Raw genomic sequence first — 17,434 nt, 5'->3', positions numbered from 1 at the left:
GCCCGTATATGACGAAATAAGACATAGCCGAACAGCTCTAGATTGTCGCCATCGACAAGAGGAGCCCCGACCGTGATCACGACCGATGCCGCCATTCCCGACAGCGTTCTCGCGCGCAAGATCACGGAATTTGTCCGTGATCGCGAGACCGAATTGCTCTTCAACCATTCGAGCCGCGTGTATTATTTCGGCGCGCTCGCCGGCGTACATCGCGGGCTGACGTTCGACCGCGAATTGCTCTATGCGGGAGCGATGTTTCACGACCTCGGCCTGATGCCCGCACATGCGAGCGTGAACGAGCGATTCGAGGTCGACGGCGCTCACGCCGCCCGTGGCTTTCTTCGCGAACATGGAATCTCGGAAGAGGATGCCTACACGGTCTGGACCGCGATCGCGCTGCACACCACGCCGGGCGTCCCGGTCCACATGCACCCGGTGGTCGCCCTTGTGACGGCCGGCGTCGAGATGGACGTGCTGGGCCTGACCTACAAGGAGTATTCCGAGGCCGAGCGCTCGAGCGTGGTGACGGCTTTTCCTCGCCCCTCGGACTTCAAGGAGGAGATCATCCAAGCCTTCTACGATGGCATCAAGCACAAGCCCGTCACGACATTCGGCAACGTCAAGGCTGACGTGATCGCCGACAAGAACCCGCATGTCCATCGCGGCAACTTCTGCTCCGTGATCAGAGGGTCGGCTTGGCGGTCGGGTCGGCTTGGCGGTCGGTGAAGCGACACCGATCGGCTGACAGGGCGGAGGCGGCGATCCCGCGCGGTCTCCGCCGGTCTGTTCCGGGAGGTCAAGAATTTCTGGCCGACGTCCAATACAAGGACCGCGATGTCGGCAGCACACGAGGCGAGCGTTCCCCGAGCCGTTTGAAACTGCCGTGTCGACGGACGTCATGTTGAAGGTCGACGAAACGACCACATAGCAAGCGTTTCAAGTGGCTGGGGGACCTGGATTCGAACCAAGATTGACGGAGTCAGAGTCCGCTGTTCTACCGTTGAACTATCCCCCACCGGATCGAAATCCAGGGTCGGAAAACAGCAAGTGACATGCACGCGCGGAGCGCGTCACGGAAAGCCGTTCCGGAAGGCGCTTCTAGTCCGGTGCGGGGGCCTTGGCAAGCGCAAACCGCCGACCGGGTCAGGCGCGCGAGCGCAAGCGGTCCGCCGCGCGTTTTCAGCGCGCGCCGCCACCAGTGCTTGTCGCCTCCGGCCGGGCATGTTTTATGGGCCACCCGGCCGCTAAAGAGCCGGTACCGAGGACGCCATGAACGACCTGACACCGAAGCGCCCCAAGCGGCAGACCATCACCGACCAGGAAGCGCTGTCGTTTCATTCCAAGGGTCGTCCCGGCAAGCTCGAAATCATCGCCACCAAGCCGATGGCGACGCAGCGCGACCTCGCGCTCGCTTATTCGCCCGGCGTCGCCGTGCCGGTTCTGGCGATCCACAAGGATCCCTCGCTCGCTTTCGATTACACGACGCGCGGCAACATGGTCGCGGTCATCACCAACGGCACCGCGATCCTCGGCCTCGGCAACCTCGGTGCACTCGCCAGCAAGCCCGTGATGGAGGGCAAGGCGGTGCTGTTCAAACGATTCGCCGACATCGATTCGATCGATCTCGAGGTCGATACCGAGGACCCGGATCAGTTCATCAACGCGGTGCGCTATCTCGGCCCCTCCTTCGGCGGCATCAACCTCGAGGACATCAAAGCACCCGAGTGTTTCATCATCGAGGAACGCCTGCGCGAATTGATGGACATTCCGGTGTTCCATGACGACCAGCACGGCACCGCCATCATCGCGGCCGCCGGCATGCTCAACGCCATTCGGCTGACCGACCGCGACATCCGCGAAACCAAGCTGGTGTGCAACGGCGCCGGTGCGGCCGGCATCGCCTGCCTCGATCTCATCAAGGCGATGGGGTTCGCGCCCCACAACATCCTGCTCTGCGACACCAAGGGCGTGGTCTACCACGGCCGCACCGAGGGCATGAATCAGTGGAAGTCGGCCCATGCGGTCGAGACCAACAAGCGCAGCCTCGCCGACGCGATGGAAGACGCCGACATCTTCTTCGGTCTCTCGGCCAAGGGCGCGTTGACGGCCGACATGGTCCGGAGCATGGCCCCGAACCCGATCATCTTCGCGATGGCCAATCCGGATCCGGAAATCACGCCTGAGGAAGCCATGGCGGTGCGGAGCGACGTCATCATCGCGACGGGTCGGTCGGATTATCCGAACCAGGTCAACAACGTGCTCGGGTTCCCCTACATCTTCCGTGGCGCACTCGATGTGCGGGCCACCACGATCAACATGGAGATGAAGATCGCGGCCACCCATGCGCTGGCCGATCTCGCGCGGGAGGACGTGCCGGATGAAGTCGCGGCCGCCTACCAGGGCGCTCGCCCGCGCTTTGGCCGCGACTACATCATTCCGGTGCCTTTCGACCCGCGCCTCATCACCAAGATTCCGGCCGCCGTGGCGCGCGCCGCGATGGAAACCGGCGTGGCGCGTCGGCCGATCACCGACATGCCGGCCTATCAGGCGCAACTCTCGGCGCGGCGCGACCCCGTGGCGGGCGCGTTGCAGCGCATCGTCGAGCGGGTGCGGCGCTTCCCCAAGCGCGTCGTCTTCGCCGAGGGCGAGGAAGAGCAGGTCATCCGGGCCGCCTTGTCGTTCGTCAACCAAGGGCTCGGCACCGCCATCTTGGTCGGCCGCGAGGATCGGATCAAGGCGTCGGCGACGGCGGCCGGTGTCGATCTCGGCGACAAGAACATCGAAATCCATAATGCGGCCTTGTCGGATCGAAACGCCGTCTACGCGCAATTCCTCTACGAGAGGCTGCAGCGGCAAGGCTATCTGCTGCGCGACTGCCAGCGCCTGATCAACCAGGACCGGAACCATTTCGGCGCCGCCATGATCGCCAATGGCGATGCCGACGCCATGGTGACCGGCGTGACCCGCAATTTTTCGATCGCGCTGCAGGAGGTGCGACGCGTCGTGGATGCCAAACCGGGCCATCGCGTCATGGGCGTGTCGCTCGTGCTGGCGCGCGGCAGGACCGTGCTGGTGGCCGATACGGCCATTACGGAAATGCCGGATGCTCAGGAACTGGCCGCCATCGCGATCGAAGCGGCCGGGGTGGCGCGACGGCTCGGCTATGAGCCCCGCGTGGCGATGCTGGCCTTCTCGACCTTCGGCCATCCGCCCGGCGAGCGGTCGCTGCGCGTTCAGGAAGCCGTCCGCATTCTCGACGCCCAGCATGTCGATTTCGAATATGACGGCGAAATGGCGGTCGATGTCGCGCTCAGCAAGGAGCGGATGGCCTCTTACCCGTTCTGCCGCCTGTCCGACACCGCGAATGTCTTGATCATGCCGGCGTTCCATTCCGCCTCGATCTCAACCCACATGCTGCAGGAGCTCGGCGGCGCGACGCTGATCGGCCCATTGATCGTCGGCCTCGACCGCCCGGTGCAGATCGTGTCGCTCGGCGCCAAAGACAGCGATATCGTCAATATGGCGGCTCTCGCGGCGTTCAATATCGGTGGTTGAATCGAGCCCGCGGTTTCACAAGCTGTTCCACGCGGATTGGAGCATGCATCCGCATGGGCGCTGGTTTGCCAGCGCCGTCTGGGAGACCGGCAGCTGGCTGCTCTCCGGACCGACCCGCGTGCCGGACCTCGACCATTATGTGAGCGACCTCTTGACCGCCTCGGCCGATGGCGCGGTGTTGGCCGGGTTCGATTTTCCGATCGGCCTGCCGCTGGCCTTTGGGCAGAAGACCGGCTGCACCGACTTTTCCGAGGCGCTCCGTCTGTTCGGAACCGGGGATTGGGCGACGTTCTACGACGTGGCCGAAACCCCTGCCGACATCAGCCCGATGCGGCCGTTCTATCCGGCGAAATCCGGCCCGAGCGGCACCCAGAGCCACGCTCAATTGCTGCACGGGCTCGGCCTGACCAAGAAGCAGACCTACCGTCAATGCGAGATCGGCGGTCCCGGCACGAAGACGGCCTCGCCTCTGTTCTGGACGCTTGGAGCAGCGGCCGTCGGCAAAGCGACGATCTCTGGATGGCGGGATGTGATCGCCCCGGCGAGACAAAGAGGCGCCCGGCTCTGGCCATTCGACGGCGACCTCGATGATCTTGCGACCAAAGGCGGGCTGGTCTTAGCCGAAAGCTATCCAGGCGATGCCTATGGCCAGATCGGCCTGTCGATGGCCGGAAAGTCCAAGACCAACCGGGAAGATCGGCGGACGCTGGCGCCCGCCTTGCTCCACTGGGCGACGAGCCACAACCTGCGCCTGTCACCGCATCTCGACAAAGCCATCCAGAAAGGCTTTGCGGCCAAGCATGGCATCGACAACGGCTTCGATGCGGTGGTCGGACTGCTGGCGATGATTGCAGTGGTCGAGGGCGAGCGGGCGGCCGCGCCCGACCTCTCGGCGGATGTGCTCCAATGGGAGGGCTGGATCCTTGGCCGTCAGAGCGCGGCGGCAGCCGGGAGCGTCAACACGGCCGATAATCCGCCGCTTGAGGATGAGCCGAGTGACAGCGCCCCGCCGTAAAGTTCGGCAAGCTCGCGGGTGATCGGCAAGCCGAAACCATAGCCGGGCGTGCTTTCGTCGAGCCGCCGCCCCGGCCGAAGCACGTCGGGCAACCGATCCGGCGCGAGGCCCGGGCCGTCGTCGGCGATCGACAGCGCCACCAGACGCCCCGCTTCGACAGCCGTGATGATGACGACGCCCCTGGCCCATTTGCACGCATTGTCGAGCAGATTGCCGAGCATCTCATCGACATCCTGCTGATCGCACGCGACCGCGATGCCGGGCGGCACATGATTGTCGAACCGCAGAGCCTTGTCGGCGTAGATCTTGACGAGAGCAGTTGCGAGATCCGCCACACGCGGCGCCAGCGCGACCTGCGACCGGGCCGGGCTGCCGAGCGCCGCGGCCCGTGCGCGTCGCAGATGATGACGAATCTGCCGATCCATCAGATCGAGCAGCGCGTGATAGCGTCCCTGCGGATCATGGCCCGGCCCATCCAAGGCGACCGCGAGGCTGGCGAGTGGCGTCTTGAGGCCGTGCGCGAGATTGCTGACGTGGCGCCGCGCCCGCACCAGACTTTCGGCATTCTGCTCGAGAAGCGCGTTGAGTTCATCGACCAGCGGTTGCAACTCCTGCGGGTAAGATCCTACGATCCGATCCGTCCGACCGTGACGAACCTCCGCCAATCTGGACCGCAGCGCCGTGAGGGGACGCAGCCCCACCCGCACCTGCAGCAGGACAGCGGCCAGAAACGCCGCCGCCAAAACCAGCAGCGATGCCCCGACCGTCAAAAGCGCGCCCCGCAGCGGACCGCGCAATGCGCGCTGCGGCGCCGTTGCGGTGATGACGACCGGCACAGCATCGATCGTGGTCTGGACCGAGCGCGTCAGAAGCGTGTCGGTCCACGGACCACCCCCGTCAGGCATGGCTCGCCCCCAATCGGGGGCAGCCATCTCCTGCGACAGCGGCGGCGCGGGCTTTGGTCTGTCGCGTGCTGGCTCCCGCCCCTGGGGATCAAGGGGTGCGAACGGCGGCGGCAGCCCGAGCGCCGGCACCGGACCGGCGGGTTGCCCGAGCGACGCTGGCCCGAGGGAGCGCGAGCGCAACACGGGGATGCCGTCGTGCCCGACCTGCCATGCCCAACCCGAGCCGGGAAGATCGAAGGGGGGCGCATCGACGTTCCGCGTTAGATCCAGCCGCCCGCCTGGCGCGACCAGCGCATCCGCAACCGCATGCAATTGTCCGTCGAGCCGCTGATCGATCTGACCACGGACGAAATGCTCCAGCACCGCGCCGATCACCCCGCCGGCGATCAGTAAAGCCAGCATGATAAAGATCGCGGCCCCGCCGACGAGGCGCCCGGCGAGCGAGGTTGGCATCATGCGCCGCTCGAATCATGGCCGTCGGCCGTCAGGCGATAGCCGCGCCCCCGCACCGTCTCAATCATGCCATGGCCGATCTTTCGGCGCAGGCGCGCCACGATGACCTCGAGCGAGTTCGAATCGACCTCGGCATCGCCTTCATAGGCACGCTCGACGATGTCGCGCCGTTCAACCACATGCTCTTTTCGGAGCGTCAGCCCGGCCAGAATGCGCCATTCGAGCGCCGTCAAGCGAAGCGGCAACCCGTCGAGTTCGAAGACGCCAAGTTGCGAGTCGAACACCAGCGGTCCGCATTGGATGCGGGTTTCGGCATGCCCGCGCGAGCGGCGGATCAAGGCCCGGAGCCGCATCACGACCTCTTCGATCCGAAACGGCTTGGTCAGAAAATCATCGGCGCCGGCCTTGAAGCCTTCGACCTTGTCGGACCATCCATCCCGAGCCGTGAGGATCAACACCGGCATCGTGCGGCCCTTGCGGCGCCATTCACGCAGCACGGCGGTCCCCTCGATCTTCGGCAGGCCAAGGTCCAGCACCGCCGCATCGAAGGCTTCCGTCTCGCCGAGATGGAGGCCGTCCTCGCCATTCCGTGCGACATCGACTGCGAATTTTTCACGTCGAAGCACGTCTGCGATTCCATGCGCCAACGTCTCGTCATCCTCGACCAGCAGAATACGCATCGGTCTCTCTTGCGGCGACGTGCCGGGTGGGTGTCGTGGAAACACTATGCTGATCGGTTGAACCGAAGCTGAACCGCTTGGTTCAGCCCGGGTTCCAGGCCCATCGATTAGAAACACGTCATCGGTCGAGACCGGCCCGTCCAGGCCCGACCGGACGAAGCGTCGCTTCGCAACCATGAGGATGAACGATGATCAAGCGTTTGCTGCTCGCGGGAGCCTGCTTGGCTCTCTTGACCCCGGCCGTTTTGGCGCAGGTGCCGCCAGGAGAAAACAATCAACCCGGCGTTGGTGCACCGCCGCCTCCGCCGCCGCCCGGCGGCCCCGGTCTGCATGGACCCGGTGGACCGGGTGGTCCTGGCATGCGAGGCCCTGGCGGCTTCGGCTTCCCGCCGCCGCCCCCGCCGCCGCCCTCCAAGGCCGCACACTTCCACCTCCAGCGCGGCGACACCGTCGTGGATGTGAAATGCGCCGACGATGAACCCGTGAAGGCCTGCGGCGATATCGCGTCGCAGTTGATCGACAAGCTGTCGGCGATCCCGGCAGTTCCGGCCCCGGTTGCTCCGGCGACCCCGGCGCAAAACTAAGCCGCGACAATTAACCCTCCCGCGTCGCGCGGGACGGCCCTCGGACCGTGTCCGAGATCGACACGTCGGTCTAGCCTTAGATGGTGACTTGGGCACCGAGTTCGACCACGCGGTCAGACGGGATCGAGAAGAAGTCCGGCGCGGTGGCGGCTTGTTTCGACAGCGCGATATAGAGCCTGTCCTGCCACACTGGCATGCCGGAATTTGGCGATGCCTTCAGCGAGCGTCGCCCGAGGAAATAGGACGTCGTCATGATGTCGAAGCGAAGACCGGCCTTCTTCAGGCTGGCGAGGGCGCTCGGCATCCGCGGATGTTCCATATAGCCGTAATTCAGGATGATCTTGGTGAAATCGTCCGACAGCTTCTCGAGCTGATAGCGATTCGCTTGCGCGACGCGCGGTTGATCGGCCGTCTTGACCGACAGGATGATGACCCGCTCGTGGATGACCTTGTTGTGCTTGAGGTTGTGCATCAGCGCCGAGGGCGCCACCTCAGGATCGCTCGTCAGGAAGATGGCGGTGCCGGGAACGCGGATCGGCTTGCTCTTTTGCAGCATGCGGATGAGGTCGCGCGTCGAGATGGAGTCGCGATGCGTCTTCTCCGACAGAAAGGCGGTGCCCCGCACCCAGGTCCACATCAGCAACATCGAGCAGGCCGCCATCAGCAGCGGCACCCAGCCGCCATCCAGCACCTTGACCATGTTGGCGAACAGGAACGCGAGATCGATCACCAAGAAGAACGCCACGAACGGGACCGCCCAATAAAGCGGCCAGCGCCACAGCTTCCACACCACAAAGAACGACAGCGAGGTGGTGACCACCATCGTGCCGGTCACCGCGATTCCATAGGCATTGGCGAGATTGTCCGAGCTCTTAAACAGGAACACCAGAACCAGCACGCCGATCAGCATCAACCGGTTGGCGCGCGGAACGTAGATCTGCCCTTCGGTCGTCTCCGACGTGTGCTGGATCTCCATGCGGGGCAGGAGACCAAGCTGGATGGCCTGCCGGATCAGCGAATAAGCTCCGGTGATGACGGCCTGGCTGGCGATCACGGTCGCGACCGTCGACAGGATCACGAGCGGGATCAACGCCCAATTCGGCACCATGAGAAAGAACGGCTGCGTGATGGTCTCGGGATAGCGCAGCACAAGGGCGCCCTGGCCGAGGTAGTTCAGCAGCAGCGCCGGCAGCACGAAAAACAACCAGGCGAGTTGGATCGGCATCCGGCCGAAGTGGCCCATATCGGCATAAAGGGCTTCGGCACCGGTGACGGCGAGGAACACCAGACCGAGCGTGACGAAGCCCGTGGCGCCATTGCCGAAGAGAAACGCCAGACCATTCAGGGGATTGAAGGCCGTGAGAATGATCGGGGCATCGAAGATGTGAACCAGCCCCATGGCGCCGATCACCGAAAAGAACACCACCATGATCGGACCAAAGAAAGCCGCCACCTTGGCGGTTCCGAAACTCTGCACCGTGAACAGCGAGATGAGAATTACGACCGTGATCGGGATCACGTAGGGGATCAGCCCTTGCTCCGCGATACCGAGCCCCTCGACCGCCGACAGCACAGAAATCGCCGGGGTGATGATCGCGTCGCCCGAGAATAGCGCCGCGCCCGCGACCCCGAGCAGGAACACCGTCTGGGCACGATGGCCGAGCGCCTTCTGGGCGAGTGCCATCAACGACAGCGTGCCGCCCTCGCCTTTATTGTCGGCCCGCATGAGAAACAGCACGTATTTCACCGTGACGGTGAAGAACAGGGCGTAGATCAGAAGCGACACGATGCCGACCACTTCCTCCACGGTCGCGCCGGTCGTCGAGGCATGCGCCAACGCCGTCTTCAGGGCGTAAAGCGGACTCGTGCCGATGTCGCCATAGACCACGCCGATCGACCCCAAGATCATGGGGAAACCGCCGACCGGGTGGCCATGGTCGTGGACCACCGGCCTCGCCGCTTCCGCGACGGGCAGATCCTGCACCGTATCCTGGGGCATCGATTCTTTACTCACCAGCGTGCGGATGCCGCACGGAATGGCTTGTTTATAGATTTTTTATGCTTTGGCGAGAAGGGGGCGGGTCTCATGGCAGGCCGTCGCAATGCCGCAGCACACAGGCGGCTCGCATTTCAGCCGCTGACCCGCGGCGGTTCGGACCGTGCCAAGACGAGAGCGGCCACCAAGGCGATCAGCAGGACGATGCTCCCCAACAACACGACCCCGGACCAACCGGCGTGCTGCCAGGCGAGGCCGCCGAGCGAGCCGATGACGCTCGATCCGCTGTAATAGCTGAACAGATAGAGCGAGGAAGCTTGCGCCTTGGCATGCTTGGCCCTGACGCCAACCCAGGAGGAAGCGACCGAATGGGCCGCGTAGAACGCGAAGGTGACGATCGCCAGCCCAACCAGGATCGCGGCGAGATGATCGAACAGCGTCAGCCCCATTCCGCCAAGCATGATCGCCACGAAGACCCAAAAGACACGCCCTCTCCCGAGTCGACCCGCCAGATCCCCGACCCAGGCCGAACTCACGATGCCGACCAGCGACAGCAGGAAGATGAGCCCGACGGTCGTCTGGCTGAACCCATAAGGGGGCGCCATCAAACGATAACCGATGTAATTATACAGCGCCACGAAGATGCCGAGCAGGAGAAATCCCTCGAGATAGAGGAGAAGCTGGATCGGATCCCGCAGATGGGCCGCGAAGGACCGTCCCAGCGCCGCGATATTGAACGGCCGTGCGACGAAATGCCGGGATCGCGGCAGATAAGCCGTGAAGACCAGGCTCGATCCCAAGGCCAACAGGCCGATCGTCAGCATCCCGGCCCGCCAACTCACCACATCGGTCAGAATGCCGACGATCAGACGGCCGCCAAGCGCACCAAGGCCGGTCCCGCCGATATAGAGGCCCATCGCCAAGCCGAGGGAGCGGGTCTCCATTTCTTCGCCGACATAAGCCATGGCGGTCGCGGGCAAGCCGCTGAACGCGATACCGGCGAGGGCGCGCAGTACCAGAAACACCTGCCAGTTCGGCGCGAAAGCAGAGGCCAAGACGAGCAGCGACGAGGCGCAGAGGGATGTCACCATCACGGGCTTGCGCCCGAAGACCTCGGAGAGGGAACTCGCGATCAGCATTGACACGGCGAGACACTGTGTCGTGATCGAGAGCGACAGGCTCGCGGCGGCCGCGCCGATCCCGAACTCCTGCGAGAACACCGGCATGATCGGCTGCACGCAATAGATCAGCGCGAAGGTGGTGAACCCAGACGCGAACAGCGCCACGTTGGTCAAGCGAAACTCGCGCGTGCCTCGCGCGATAAACCGATCGACGTCGACGATCGCGGCTTCTGCCGCTTCGACGACAGTCGGCGTCCGTGTGGACTGGTCGACCGTGCCTGGATCACGATCCCGCCTCGTCATTCTTGCGGTCTCCCCGCCACGCGTCCGAGATGCCGCGACATTATGGGCTGAAGATGAGCGTGATGTAGACGAAGAACACGACGAGATGCATGGCGCCGTTCAGCGCCGTCGTCCGCGGGCCCGAAAACGTCAGCGTCGACAAGATCAGCGTCAGGGCCAAAAGCACCATGTTGGACGGCGAGAGGCCAAGCACGATATTCTGGCCCGTCAGCAAGCCGAGCACCAGCACGGCCGGGACCGTCAGTCCGATGGTCGAGGCCGCCGCGCCCAGGCAGAGATTGATGGTGCGTTGCAGGCGGTTGAGCGACACCGCGCGCAGCGCCGCAAGACCTTCGGGCGTGAACACGATGATGGCGATGATGACGCCGCCGAGAGCCGTCGGGGCATGCAGCGTCTCGATCGTCCGGTCGAGAACCTTGGCGAGCCGTTTGGCCAGCAGCACGACCGGGAGCAGCGACAGGATCAGCAACACCATCCGCGGCAGGATCGAGCTGCCGCCCGCGTAGTCGGACGGCGCGGGTTCGAGGTCGCCGTGCGGTACGCCTTCCGGCATGGTGAAGAAGTCTTGATGCCGCCCGGTCTGCAGCGCCAGGAACGTGCCGTAGAGCAGCACCGTGAAGACCATCAGTGAGATGGCCTGTTCGGTGCTGAGCGTCCCGGCCGACGTCGACACGGTAAAGTTTGGCAGGACCAGCGCGATGACGGTCAGCGGCATGATGACGGCCAGATAAGCGCTTGCGCCTTCGAGATTATAGACCTGCGCGCCGTATCGCCACCCGCCCACCAGCAGCCCGAGGCCGACCACGCCATTGAGCACGATCATGAGAACCGCGAACATCGTGTCGCGGCCGAGCGTCGGGTCGGCCGAGCCGAGCATCACCGCTCCGATGAGCGCCACCTCGATCAAGACGATCGAGAGCGTCAGCAACAGCGTGCCATAGGGCTCACCCAATCGGTCGGCGAGATGATCCGCCTCCTCGACGACCCCGAAAGCCGACCACATGATGATCGCGAGCAGCGCCGCGAAGACCATACAGGAACCGATCAGCGAGGCGGACGCGGCATAGATCGCATCGCCAAACACGAACGCGACCCCGACCGTGATCCAAGCGATCGCGAGTCGGACCACCACTGCTGTCTTCATTCAACGACGCCTCTGCCAATCGCTTGTCGCGAGCCCTGGTCCTGCCTTCCGGTTCGTAGCGCGTCCGTCAAGGCTCTTCTGCCGTCGCGCGGCGTCAAACTCCACCCGCGTCGCATGGCCGTCCGATTTTGGCGAGGAACATCCTATCCTTGGAACCCGATGGAGAACGACGTCTCGACCGTACGCAGCGCGATCAACCCCACCTTGGTCTGAGGGACGCGACGGCGCCGTGGCATGCCTCCACCGAACGCGCATTCGAGCAGTTCGATCTCCGCCATCGGGAGGGCTATGTGGCGTTCCTGCTGGCACAAGCGGGGGCGTTGCTGCCGCTCGCGGATGCGGTCCAGCAAAACGGAGTCGATCGGTTTATCGCCGATTGGGGTGTGCGGCGACGCGGCAACTTCGTGCTGGCCGATCTCGAGAGGCTCTGTGTCCCGCGGGAGCTCATTCCCATGTGCCGCTTACCGGATGGCGCCTCGCGACCGGCTACGGCGAAAGCAGCATGATTCCGGCGCGGTTCCGAAACGTGACGGTCGTCGCAAAACCTATGATGCCAAAACCTGGCTTCACGCTCTCGGCTCGGCTTTCACGACGCTCGATCTCGCCGCTTCCCCTTAGCGCAGACTCCGGAGCTTGATCTCGCTCTGTCCCTGCATGGCAGGCTTGGGATCGACGCTGAAGTATAACAGCCAGTCCTCGCCGCCATGGTCGGCCATCACCTCGGCCTTGCTGATCGGCTGCAACGTTCCCTCGAACGTGATGGCGTGAAAGAAGCCGTAGATCGAGATCAGCAGATCGAGCAGTGCGCCCGGATCGGTATAACGCAGCGGGTTATATTCGAGCACCAGAATGGGCTTATGACGCTGCAACGTCAGTCGCATCCCCTCCAAAATCGACTCTTCGGCCCCCTCGGCATCGATCTTGATCAGATCGATACGCTGCTTCGGATCGACGGCCTTATCGAGACACCAGAGCGGCACCTCGCTCAACGTCCCGAGCTCGAGATTGGCCTGGCTGCGGTCGGCGAGAACCAGGGCGTTCTTCGGTTCGTTCGTGGGCACGTAGAACAAGGCGCTCCCGACATCGGTGGACGATGCGGCAGCCGCCACCACGGTGGTGCGCGCGAGAAGCCCGTTCAATCCGAGTGACTGTTCCAACAGCGTCCGCGCCGCCGGGTTGGGCTCGACCGCGATGAGGCGGCCGGAGGGGCCGATCATGTCGCCGAACAGGACGGCGTAATAGCCAAAGTTCGCCCCGATATCGACGACCGTCATGCCGGGTTTCAGGATACGGGTCATCACCATGGTGAGCCACATCTCCCAGAACCCGTCGAGCAGCAGGTTCACTCCAAAGCCGTGGTCACGCGTGTCTACGAAGAACTTGTAGCGTCCGAGGATGCGACAGACCGCTGTGTGGTCCCCGAGATAGACGGGCTGCACTTGCGCCCGACACACATGCTCGAGCGCGAAGCGATCGCCGCCCGCGATTTCGATCGGGGCCAGGACTTCGTAAGCGCCGCGCGGGATGGGCCGATTGAGACTAACCAAGCGTTTGACCTTCTGGTTCAGGGGTTCGCGTTCTGGCACCGGGCTGACGATCGTGGCAGGCAGGGCCCACCTCAGGCGGACCCGGCACTCGCCCGCCGCACGCGCCACGGCTCCGTTCCAGCCGTTCGCCCGATATGGTCGAGCACATGCGAGGTCGAGGGCGCCGCAAGAAGGCGAAACGGCAGGGTTGCCGGATACCACACGGGATGCAGGCTCGGGTCGGCCCGCATCGCGGCGCCCCACCGGGCGTCCAGCACGGCCTTGGCGGCGATGTCACCGGGCGGCATCCGTTCCGCATGGAGGCGAAAATCCTCCGTTTTGGCTTGATGATTGCGCAGCGTGATCGATGGGGTCCAGGCTACGATCAGCCCGGCTTCACGGACCTTCAGGCAATAATCGACATCGGAGCCGTGGGCCGGCAAGGCGGCGGCGTCGAAGCCGCCGAGCGCGGCGAAGAGATCGCGGCGGGTCGCCAGGAACTGGCTCGTGACGGCGCCGGTCGCCCGATTGACCTGCCAGCGGTGGGCCGGTCCAGGCGCGTCGGCCGCTTCATACAACCCATCATTGACGGTTCCGTCCCGCCATCCGAACAGAATGCCGGCATGCTGCACGGTATCGTCGCCATAGAGCAACCGTGCGCCGAGCACCCCGACATCGTCCCGTTCGAGCGTCCCGCGAAGGCGACGATCCCACCCATCGGTCGTCATCCGCATCGTTTCGTGAGCAAACAACAGGAGCGGCGCGTCGCTCGCCTGCGCGGCGCGGTTGCAGCAGGCGGACCAGTTCGGGGCGCCCTCACGACTTAAGAGCGTGAGATAGCGCTTGGCTGCGAGATCCTCGAGGATCGCCCGATGCTCGTCTCCGACATCGACGTTTTCGACCACGACGAAGCGCAGAGCATCTGGCACGTCCGCCATCTCGCGCAAGCTCCGGATGCAGGCTTGAAGCGCATGAGCGTCCCCGGCCGTGGTGAGGATGACGACGATCGGCGTATCGGCGCGGGCGGGACGCCAGGTGGTATGACCGCTCTCGCCCTTGGCGACGGCGACACGCTCATCGAGACCGCGACGTTTCAGATGCGCCGCGATCGCGAGCCGATGTTCCGGCAGGGACAAGCGCGGCGTGTCGCGCATCGACACCAGCGGGAACGGCACGTGCCCGACCGTCCTGTCGGCCGAAAACTCAAGCAAAAGCGCGCTCCGGGCGCGCGTGACTGACCCCTCGGGGGCATCCGGCACCGCACGCCGATAGGTCGAGGCTTCGACCGCGATGGTTTCCCCAAAGGTGTTGAGATCGAGCAACGTGTCATGATCGACCACCTGCCGGAAGATCGGCCGCGACCGCGTCAGGGCAAAGCCATCCGTCCGGCTCTCGTCCTGATCGCTGACGAAGGCCGTCGCGGCGCCGAGCCGGCTCGCGGCCGCGAACCAGGCCAGGGCATAGCGCGACAGAACGGCGCCCTGCGCCAGAAGCAACAGCCATCCGGCCTCATGCGATCGCGCCGCGTCCCATTCCGCGACCCACGGCATGCGATCAGGCTCGATCTCGGTCCAGGCGATCCGCGTGTCGCCCGATGCGGCGCTCTCGACGATGCGGCGCCGTTCCGGATCGCGACCCAAGACCGTCAAGCTCCAGGCATCGGCGGTCTGATCGCGGATCGCAGCGATTTGAGCATAGAGACCGTCGATCGGTTCGCGGTCGGCGAGCAGGAGCACCGCGAAGCGAAGGGCAGCGCCCACTGGCGGCGGCGTGATCTGAAAGGCGTCGCGAAAAATGCCGTAGAGGTCGACCGGATAGGCCGTCTGCGCCAACACGTCGGGCAGCGTCGCGGCCAGACGATCGAGAGTCTGCCGCATGTCTGCCAGTTGCCGGCTGACCGCCATGACGGCCTCGGCGCCGCCGGCGCGGAAATGCACCTCGAACCGTTGCTGCTGCTGCCAGGAGGAGCCCGCCTCGGCAAGCTCTTCGGCAGCGGCCCAGGAATTGGGATTGAGGGAGGCGGCGCGACGATAGAGACGCAGAGCCTCCGGACGCTGACCCATCAGTTTCAAAACGTGACCAAGCTGGATGCAGACGTCGGCATCGGTCGGGTCGGCCGCCTCCGCTTCGCGATACACCGCTTCGGCGTCCCGGAGCAGCCCTGAATCCTTCAGCATGTTGCCGAGCTGAACCTTCACGTCCACGCGGTCAGGCGCCAACGCGAGCGCCTTGCGGTAGACAGCGGCCGCCGCGGGAGCGTCCCCCTCGTCGCGGAGCCGGTCGGCCTCCTTCAACAGAGCCTCGACGCCAAGATAGCCGCTGACGGGCTTCTCGACTGGAACCGGTTTACGCGTGAACCACATGAATTTGCCCAGAAGTTACCGTGTCGCCGAACGACAGCACCGCCGCGCATCGATCGCCGAGGGCGCTCTACCATGTCGGCTTCCTTCGCGCCAAACGACGTGGCAACCGACATCGTTTCGACTAGGATTGCGCCATGGGGCTTCGATGATCATCCGAACGACAAATCGATTGCGTCGGCGCGCCTCCGTCGCAAACCCTGGGCGAGGCAAGCCCTGGTCGGGCCATCCTTGTGGTCCCCTGCCCAGGGTCACCGTCCCTTGCGCGTAATCGTTCCGTTCCTCTGCAACACGCTGCTGAATTTCATCACCGGATTGTTGCTGGCGAAATTTCTCGGCCCGGCCGAATACGGCCGCCTCGCGCTGACGCTGGCGGTCGGCATGGCGATCCAGACGCTGGGGTTCGACTGGCTCCGCCTCGCCGCGATCCGGTTCTATTCGGAGCGGACCCGCCGCACCGAACCGCATGTGCGCGCCACCCTCGACGCCAGTTTCGCAGCCCTGATCGCGGTCGTCTGCGTCGTCGGCATCGGGGTGCTGGTGTCAGGGGTCGACGTCGGCCTGTCGCACGCGCTGATTGGCCTGGCCATCGCGGCGTCGATCGCCAACGGCCTCTTCGATTATCATACGGCCCTGGTTCGGGCGCGCTTTCACGATCGCACCTACGCGCGGCTCATCATTGGCAAGAACCTCCTGTCGGTGTCGCTGACAGTTGGGGCCGCGATCCTGTTCGGATCCGCCGAAATGGCCATTGTCGGGCTTTGCGCCAGCATGATCGGATCGCTGCTGCTCAGCCGTAGCGCGCTCAGCGACGTCGACGCTCGGCCTCGGCTGGCGACCCGGCGGTTCGTCACCAGCGTGCTCGGCTATGCGGCGCCGATCGTCCTCGCCAATATGCTCTACCAGATCATCCCTCTGACCGATCGGGCCATGGCGGCCAGCCAGCACGGCTTCGCGGTCTCGGGCCAATTCTCGCTCGCCTACGATATCGGCTTCCGCATCGCCGCCGCGATCGGCTCGACCATGGACGTCCTCTTGTTTCAGATGGCGGTCCGGCTCGACGAACATCATGGCGCGGAACGAGCCAGCGAAGCGATCGCGCGCAATTTGGGCGTCGTCTTTGCGATCTTGGCACCCGCCTGTGCCGGATGCTGGGTCGTGATGCCGAGCTTCGAGCGTCTCGTCGTGCCGGAGGAATTTCGCGGTCCCTTCGCGCATTATTTCACGCTGCTGCTACCCGGGCTGTTCTGCTACGCGATGATCCATTGGGCCGTGAACCCGATGTTTCAAATTCGCAAACAGACCCGGTCGCTGATCGCCGTCGCGCTGATCGCGAGCCTCGCCAACGGCTTCCTTCTGCTGGTGCTGCCCGCCTCGTCAGATGCGTCGACCTATGCGATCGCCCAATCCGGCGCCTTGCTGGTCGGGCTCGTGGCGCTGCTGCTCTTTGCCACGAGACTGGCGCCAGTTTGGCCCGCTCCCCGCAACCTCGGCTTGGCGACGCTGGCGACCGCCCTCATGGTGGCAGTGGTCGGTCCGTTGCGCGGCATGGAGCCGGGGGTTTTGGCTCTCATGGTCCAGGTCGTCGCTGGAGCCGTCGTCTATGCGGGTCTCGCTATGGGGTTCAATCTCTTCGGCCTCCGCGAGGCCGTGATGGCGCGCGTCGGGCCCCGCCTGTCGCGCTGACGTAGACCGGCATGAGCCGCTGCGGGCGCGCTCGGCTTGCCTGTGGACAGTGGCGACAACCGACCCGCTGGCGCTGTCGCTCTCCAGTGTCGGGCGATAAACCTCG

General features: G+C 64.7%; 13 protein-coding genes and 1 tRNA gene. 6 read left to right on the top strand and 8 right to left on the bottom strand.

Features of this window, described 5'->3' with window-relative positions; translation table 11 throughout:
• Positions 1–72: 72 nt before the first annotated feature.
• The gene (locus tag LGH83_RS17465; protein ID WP_227399727.1) at positions 73–726 is read left to right on the top strand and encodes an HD domain-containing protein; all 654 of its coding nucleotides are present in this window, start codon (positions 73–75) and stop codon (positions 724–726) included.
• Between the two features lie 215 nt (positions 727–941).
• Here the strand turns inward: LGH83_RS17465 and LGH83_RS17460 are convergent.
• Positions 942–1,015, bottom strand: a tRNA-Gln gene (locus LGH83_RS17460).
• 254 nt (positions 1,016–1,269) lie between these two features.
• Between LGH83_RS17460 and LGH83_RS17455 the strand changes: the two genes are divergently transcribed.
• Positions 1,270–3,555 carry an NADP-dependent malic enzyme gene (locus tag LGH83_RS17455; protein WP_131114641.1) on the top strand — a complete coding sequence of 762 codons (2,286 nt, stop codon included), beginning with the start codon at positions 1,270–1,272 and terminating at the stop codon, positions 3,553–3,555.
• Complete coding sequence (locus tag LGH83_RS17450; RefSeq protein ID WP_227399726.1) at positions 3,548–4,570, top strand: DUF429 domain-containing protein; 1,023 nt, start codon at positions 3,548–3,550, stop codon at positions 4,568–4,570. Before LGH83_RS17455 ends, LGH83_RS17450 begins: the two co-directional genes overlap by 8 nt.
• On the opposite strand, the gene LGH83_RS17445 is transcribed toward LGH83_RS17450, so the two are convergent.
• Both LGH83_RS17445 and LGH83_RS17440 read right to left on the bottom strand, forming a co-directional pair.
• On the bottom strand, positions 4,486–5,931 hold the full coding sequence (locus tag LGH83_RS17445; RefSeq protein ID WP_227399725.1) for a sensor histidine kinase: 1,446 nt from the start codon (positions 5,929–5,931) through the stop codon (positions 4,486–4,488). The two genes, LGH83_RS17450 and LGH83_RS17445, sit on opposite strands and share 85 nt — an antisense overlap.
• Positions 5,928–6,608, bottom strand: coding sequence for a response regulator transcription factor (locus LGH83_RS17440; RefSeq protein WP_227399724.1), 681 nt, complete (start codon positions 6,606–6,608; stop codon positions 5,928–5,930). The genes LGH83_RS17445 and LGH83_RS17440 overlap by 4 nt, the downstream gene beginning before the upstream one ends.
• A gap of 188 nt (positions 6,609–6,796) precedes the next feature.
• Here LGH83_RS17440 and LGH83_RS17435 point away from each other — a divergent pair, with 188 nt between their 5' ends.
• Positions 6,797–7,192 carry a hypothetical protein gene (locus LGH83_RS17435; RefSeq protein WP_319799568.1) on the top strand — a complete coding sequence of 132 codons (396 nt, stop codon included), beginning with the start codon at positions 6,797–6,799 and terminating at the stop codon, positions 7,190–7,192.
• A 76-nt stretch (positions 7,193–7,268) separates the two neighbouring features.
• On the opposite strand, the gene LGH83_RS17430 is transcribed toward LGH83_RS17435, so the two are convergent.
• From LGH83_RS17430 to LGH83_RS17420, 3 genes are all read right to left on the bottom strand, one after another.
• On the bottom strand, positions 7,269–9,191 hold the full coding sequence (locus LGH83_RS17430) for a potassium transporter Kup (protein ID WP_131114636.1): 1,923 nt from the start codon (positions 9,189–9,191) through the stop codon (positions 7,269–7,271).
• A gap of 131 nt (positions 9,192–9,322) precedes the next feature.
• Entirely contained in the window at positions 9,323–10,612 is a 1,290-nt protein-coding gene (locus LGH83_RS17425) for an MFS transporter (protein WP_227399723.1), read from the bottom strand.
• A 40-nt stretch (positions 10,613–10,652) separates the two neighbouring features.
• Entirely contained in the window at positions 10,653–11,756 is a 1,104-nt protein-coding gene (locus tag LGH83_RS17420) for a calcium:proton antiporter (protein WP_227399722.1), read from the bottom strand.
• Between the two features lie 149 nt (positions 11,757–11,905).
• On the opposite strand from LGH83_RS17420, the gene LGH83_RS17415 reads away from it, so the two are divergent.
• Positions 11,906–12,262, top strand: coding sequence for a hypothetical protein (locus LGH83_RS17415; RefSeq protein ID WP_227399721.1), 357 nt, complete (start codon positions 11,906–11,908; stop codon positions 12,260–12,262).
• A 108-nt stretch (positions 12,263–12,370) separates the two neighbouring features.
• Here LGH83_RS17415 and LGH83_RS17410 read toward each other — a convergent pair whose 3' ends face one another.
• Together LGH83_RS17410 and LGH83_RS17405 are read right to left on the bottom strand one after the other, a co-directional pair.
• Positions 12,371–13,411 (bottom strand): FkbM family methyltransferase, encoded by a 1,041-nt coding sequence (locus tag LGH83_RS17410; protein ID WP_227399720.1) that lies wholly within the window; start codon positions 13,409–13,411, stop codon positions 12,371–12,373.
• Positions 13,375–15,645, bottom strand: a complete 2,271-nt coding sequence (locus LGH83_RS17405) for a tetratricopeptide repeat protein (protein WP_227399719.1) — start codon at positions 15,643–15,645, stop codon at positions 13,375–13,377. The genes LGH83_RS17410 and LGH83_RS17405 overlap by 37 nt, the downstream gene beginning before the upstream one ends.
• A gap of 258 nt (positions 15,646–15,903) precedes the next feature.
• On the opposite strand from LGH83_RS17405, the gene LGH83_RS17400 reads away from it, so the two are divergent.
• A complete protein-coding gene (locus tag LGH83_RS17400) occupies positions 15,904–17,328 on the top strand; it encodes a lipopolysaccharide biosynthesis protein (RefSeq protein WP_227399718.1) in 1,425 nt (474 codons plus the stop codon).
• Positions 17,329–17,434 lie beyond the last annotated feature (106 nt).

This window comes from Lichenihabitans sp. PAMC28606, from assembly GCF_020616535.1.
GTDB lineage: Bacteria > Pseudomonadota > Alphaproteobacteria > Rhizobiales > Beijerinckiaceae > Lichenihabitans > Lichenihabitans psoromatis.
This window is presented reverse-complemented; position numbering and strand designations above follow the sequence as displayed.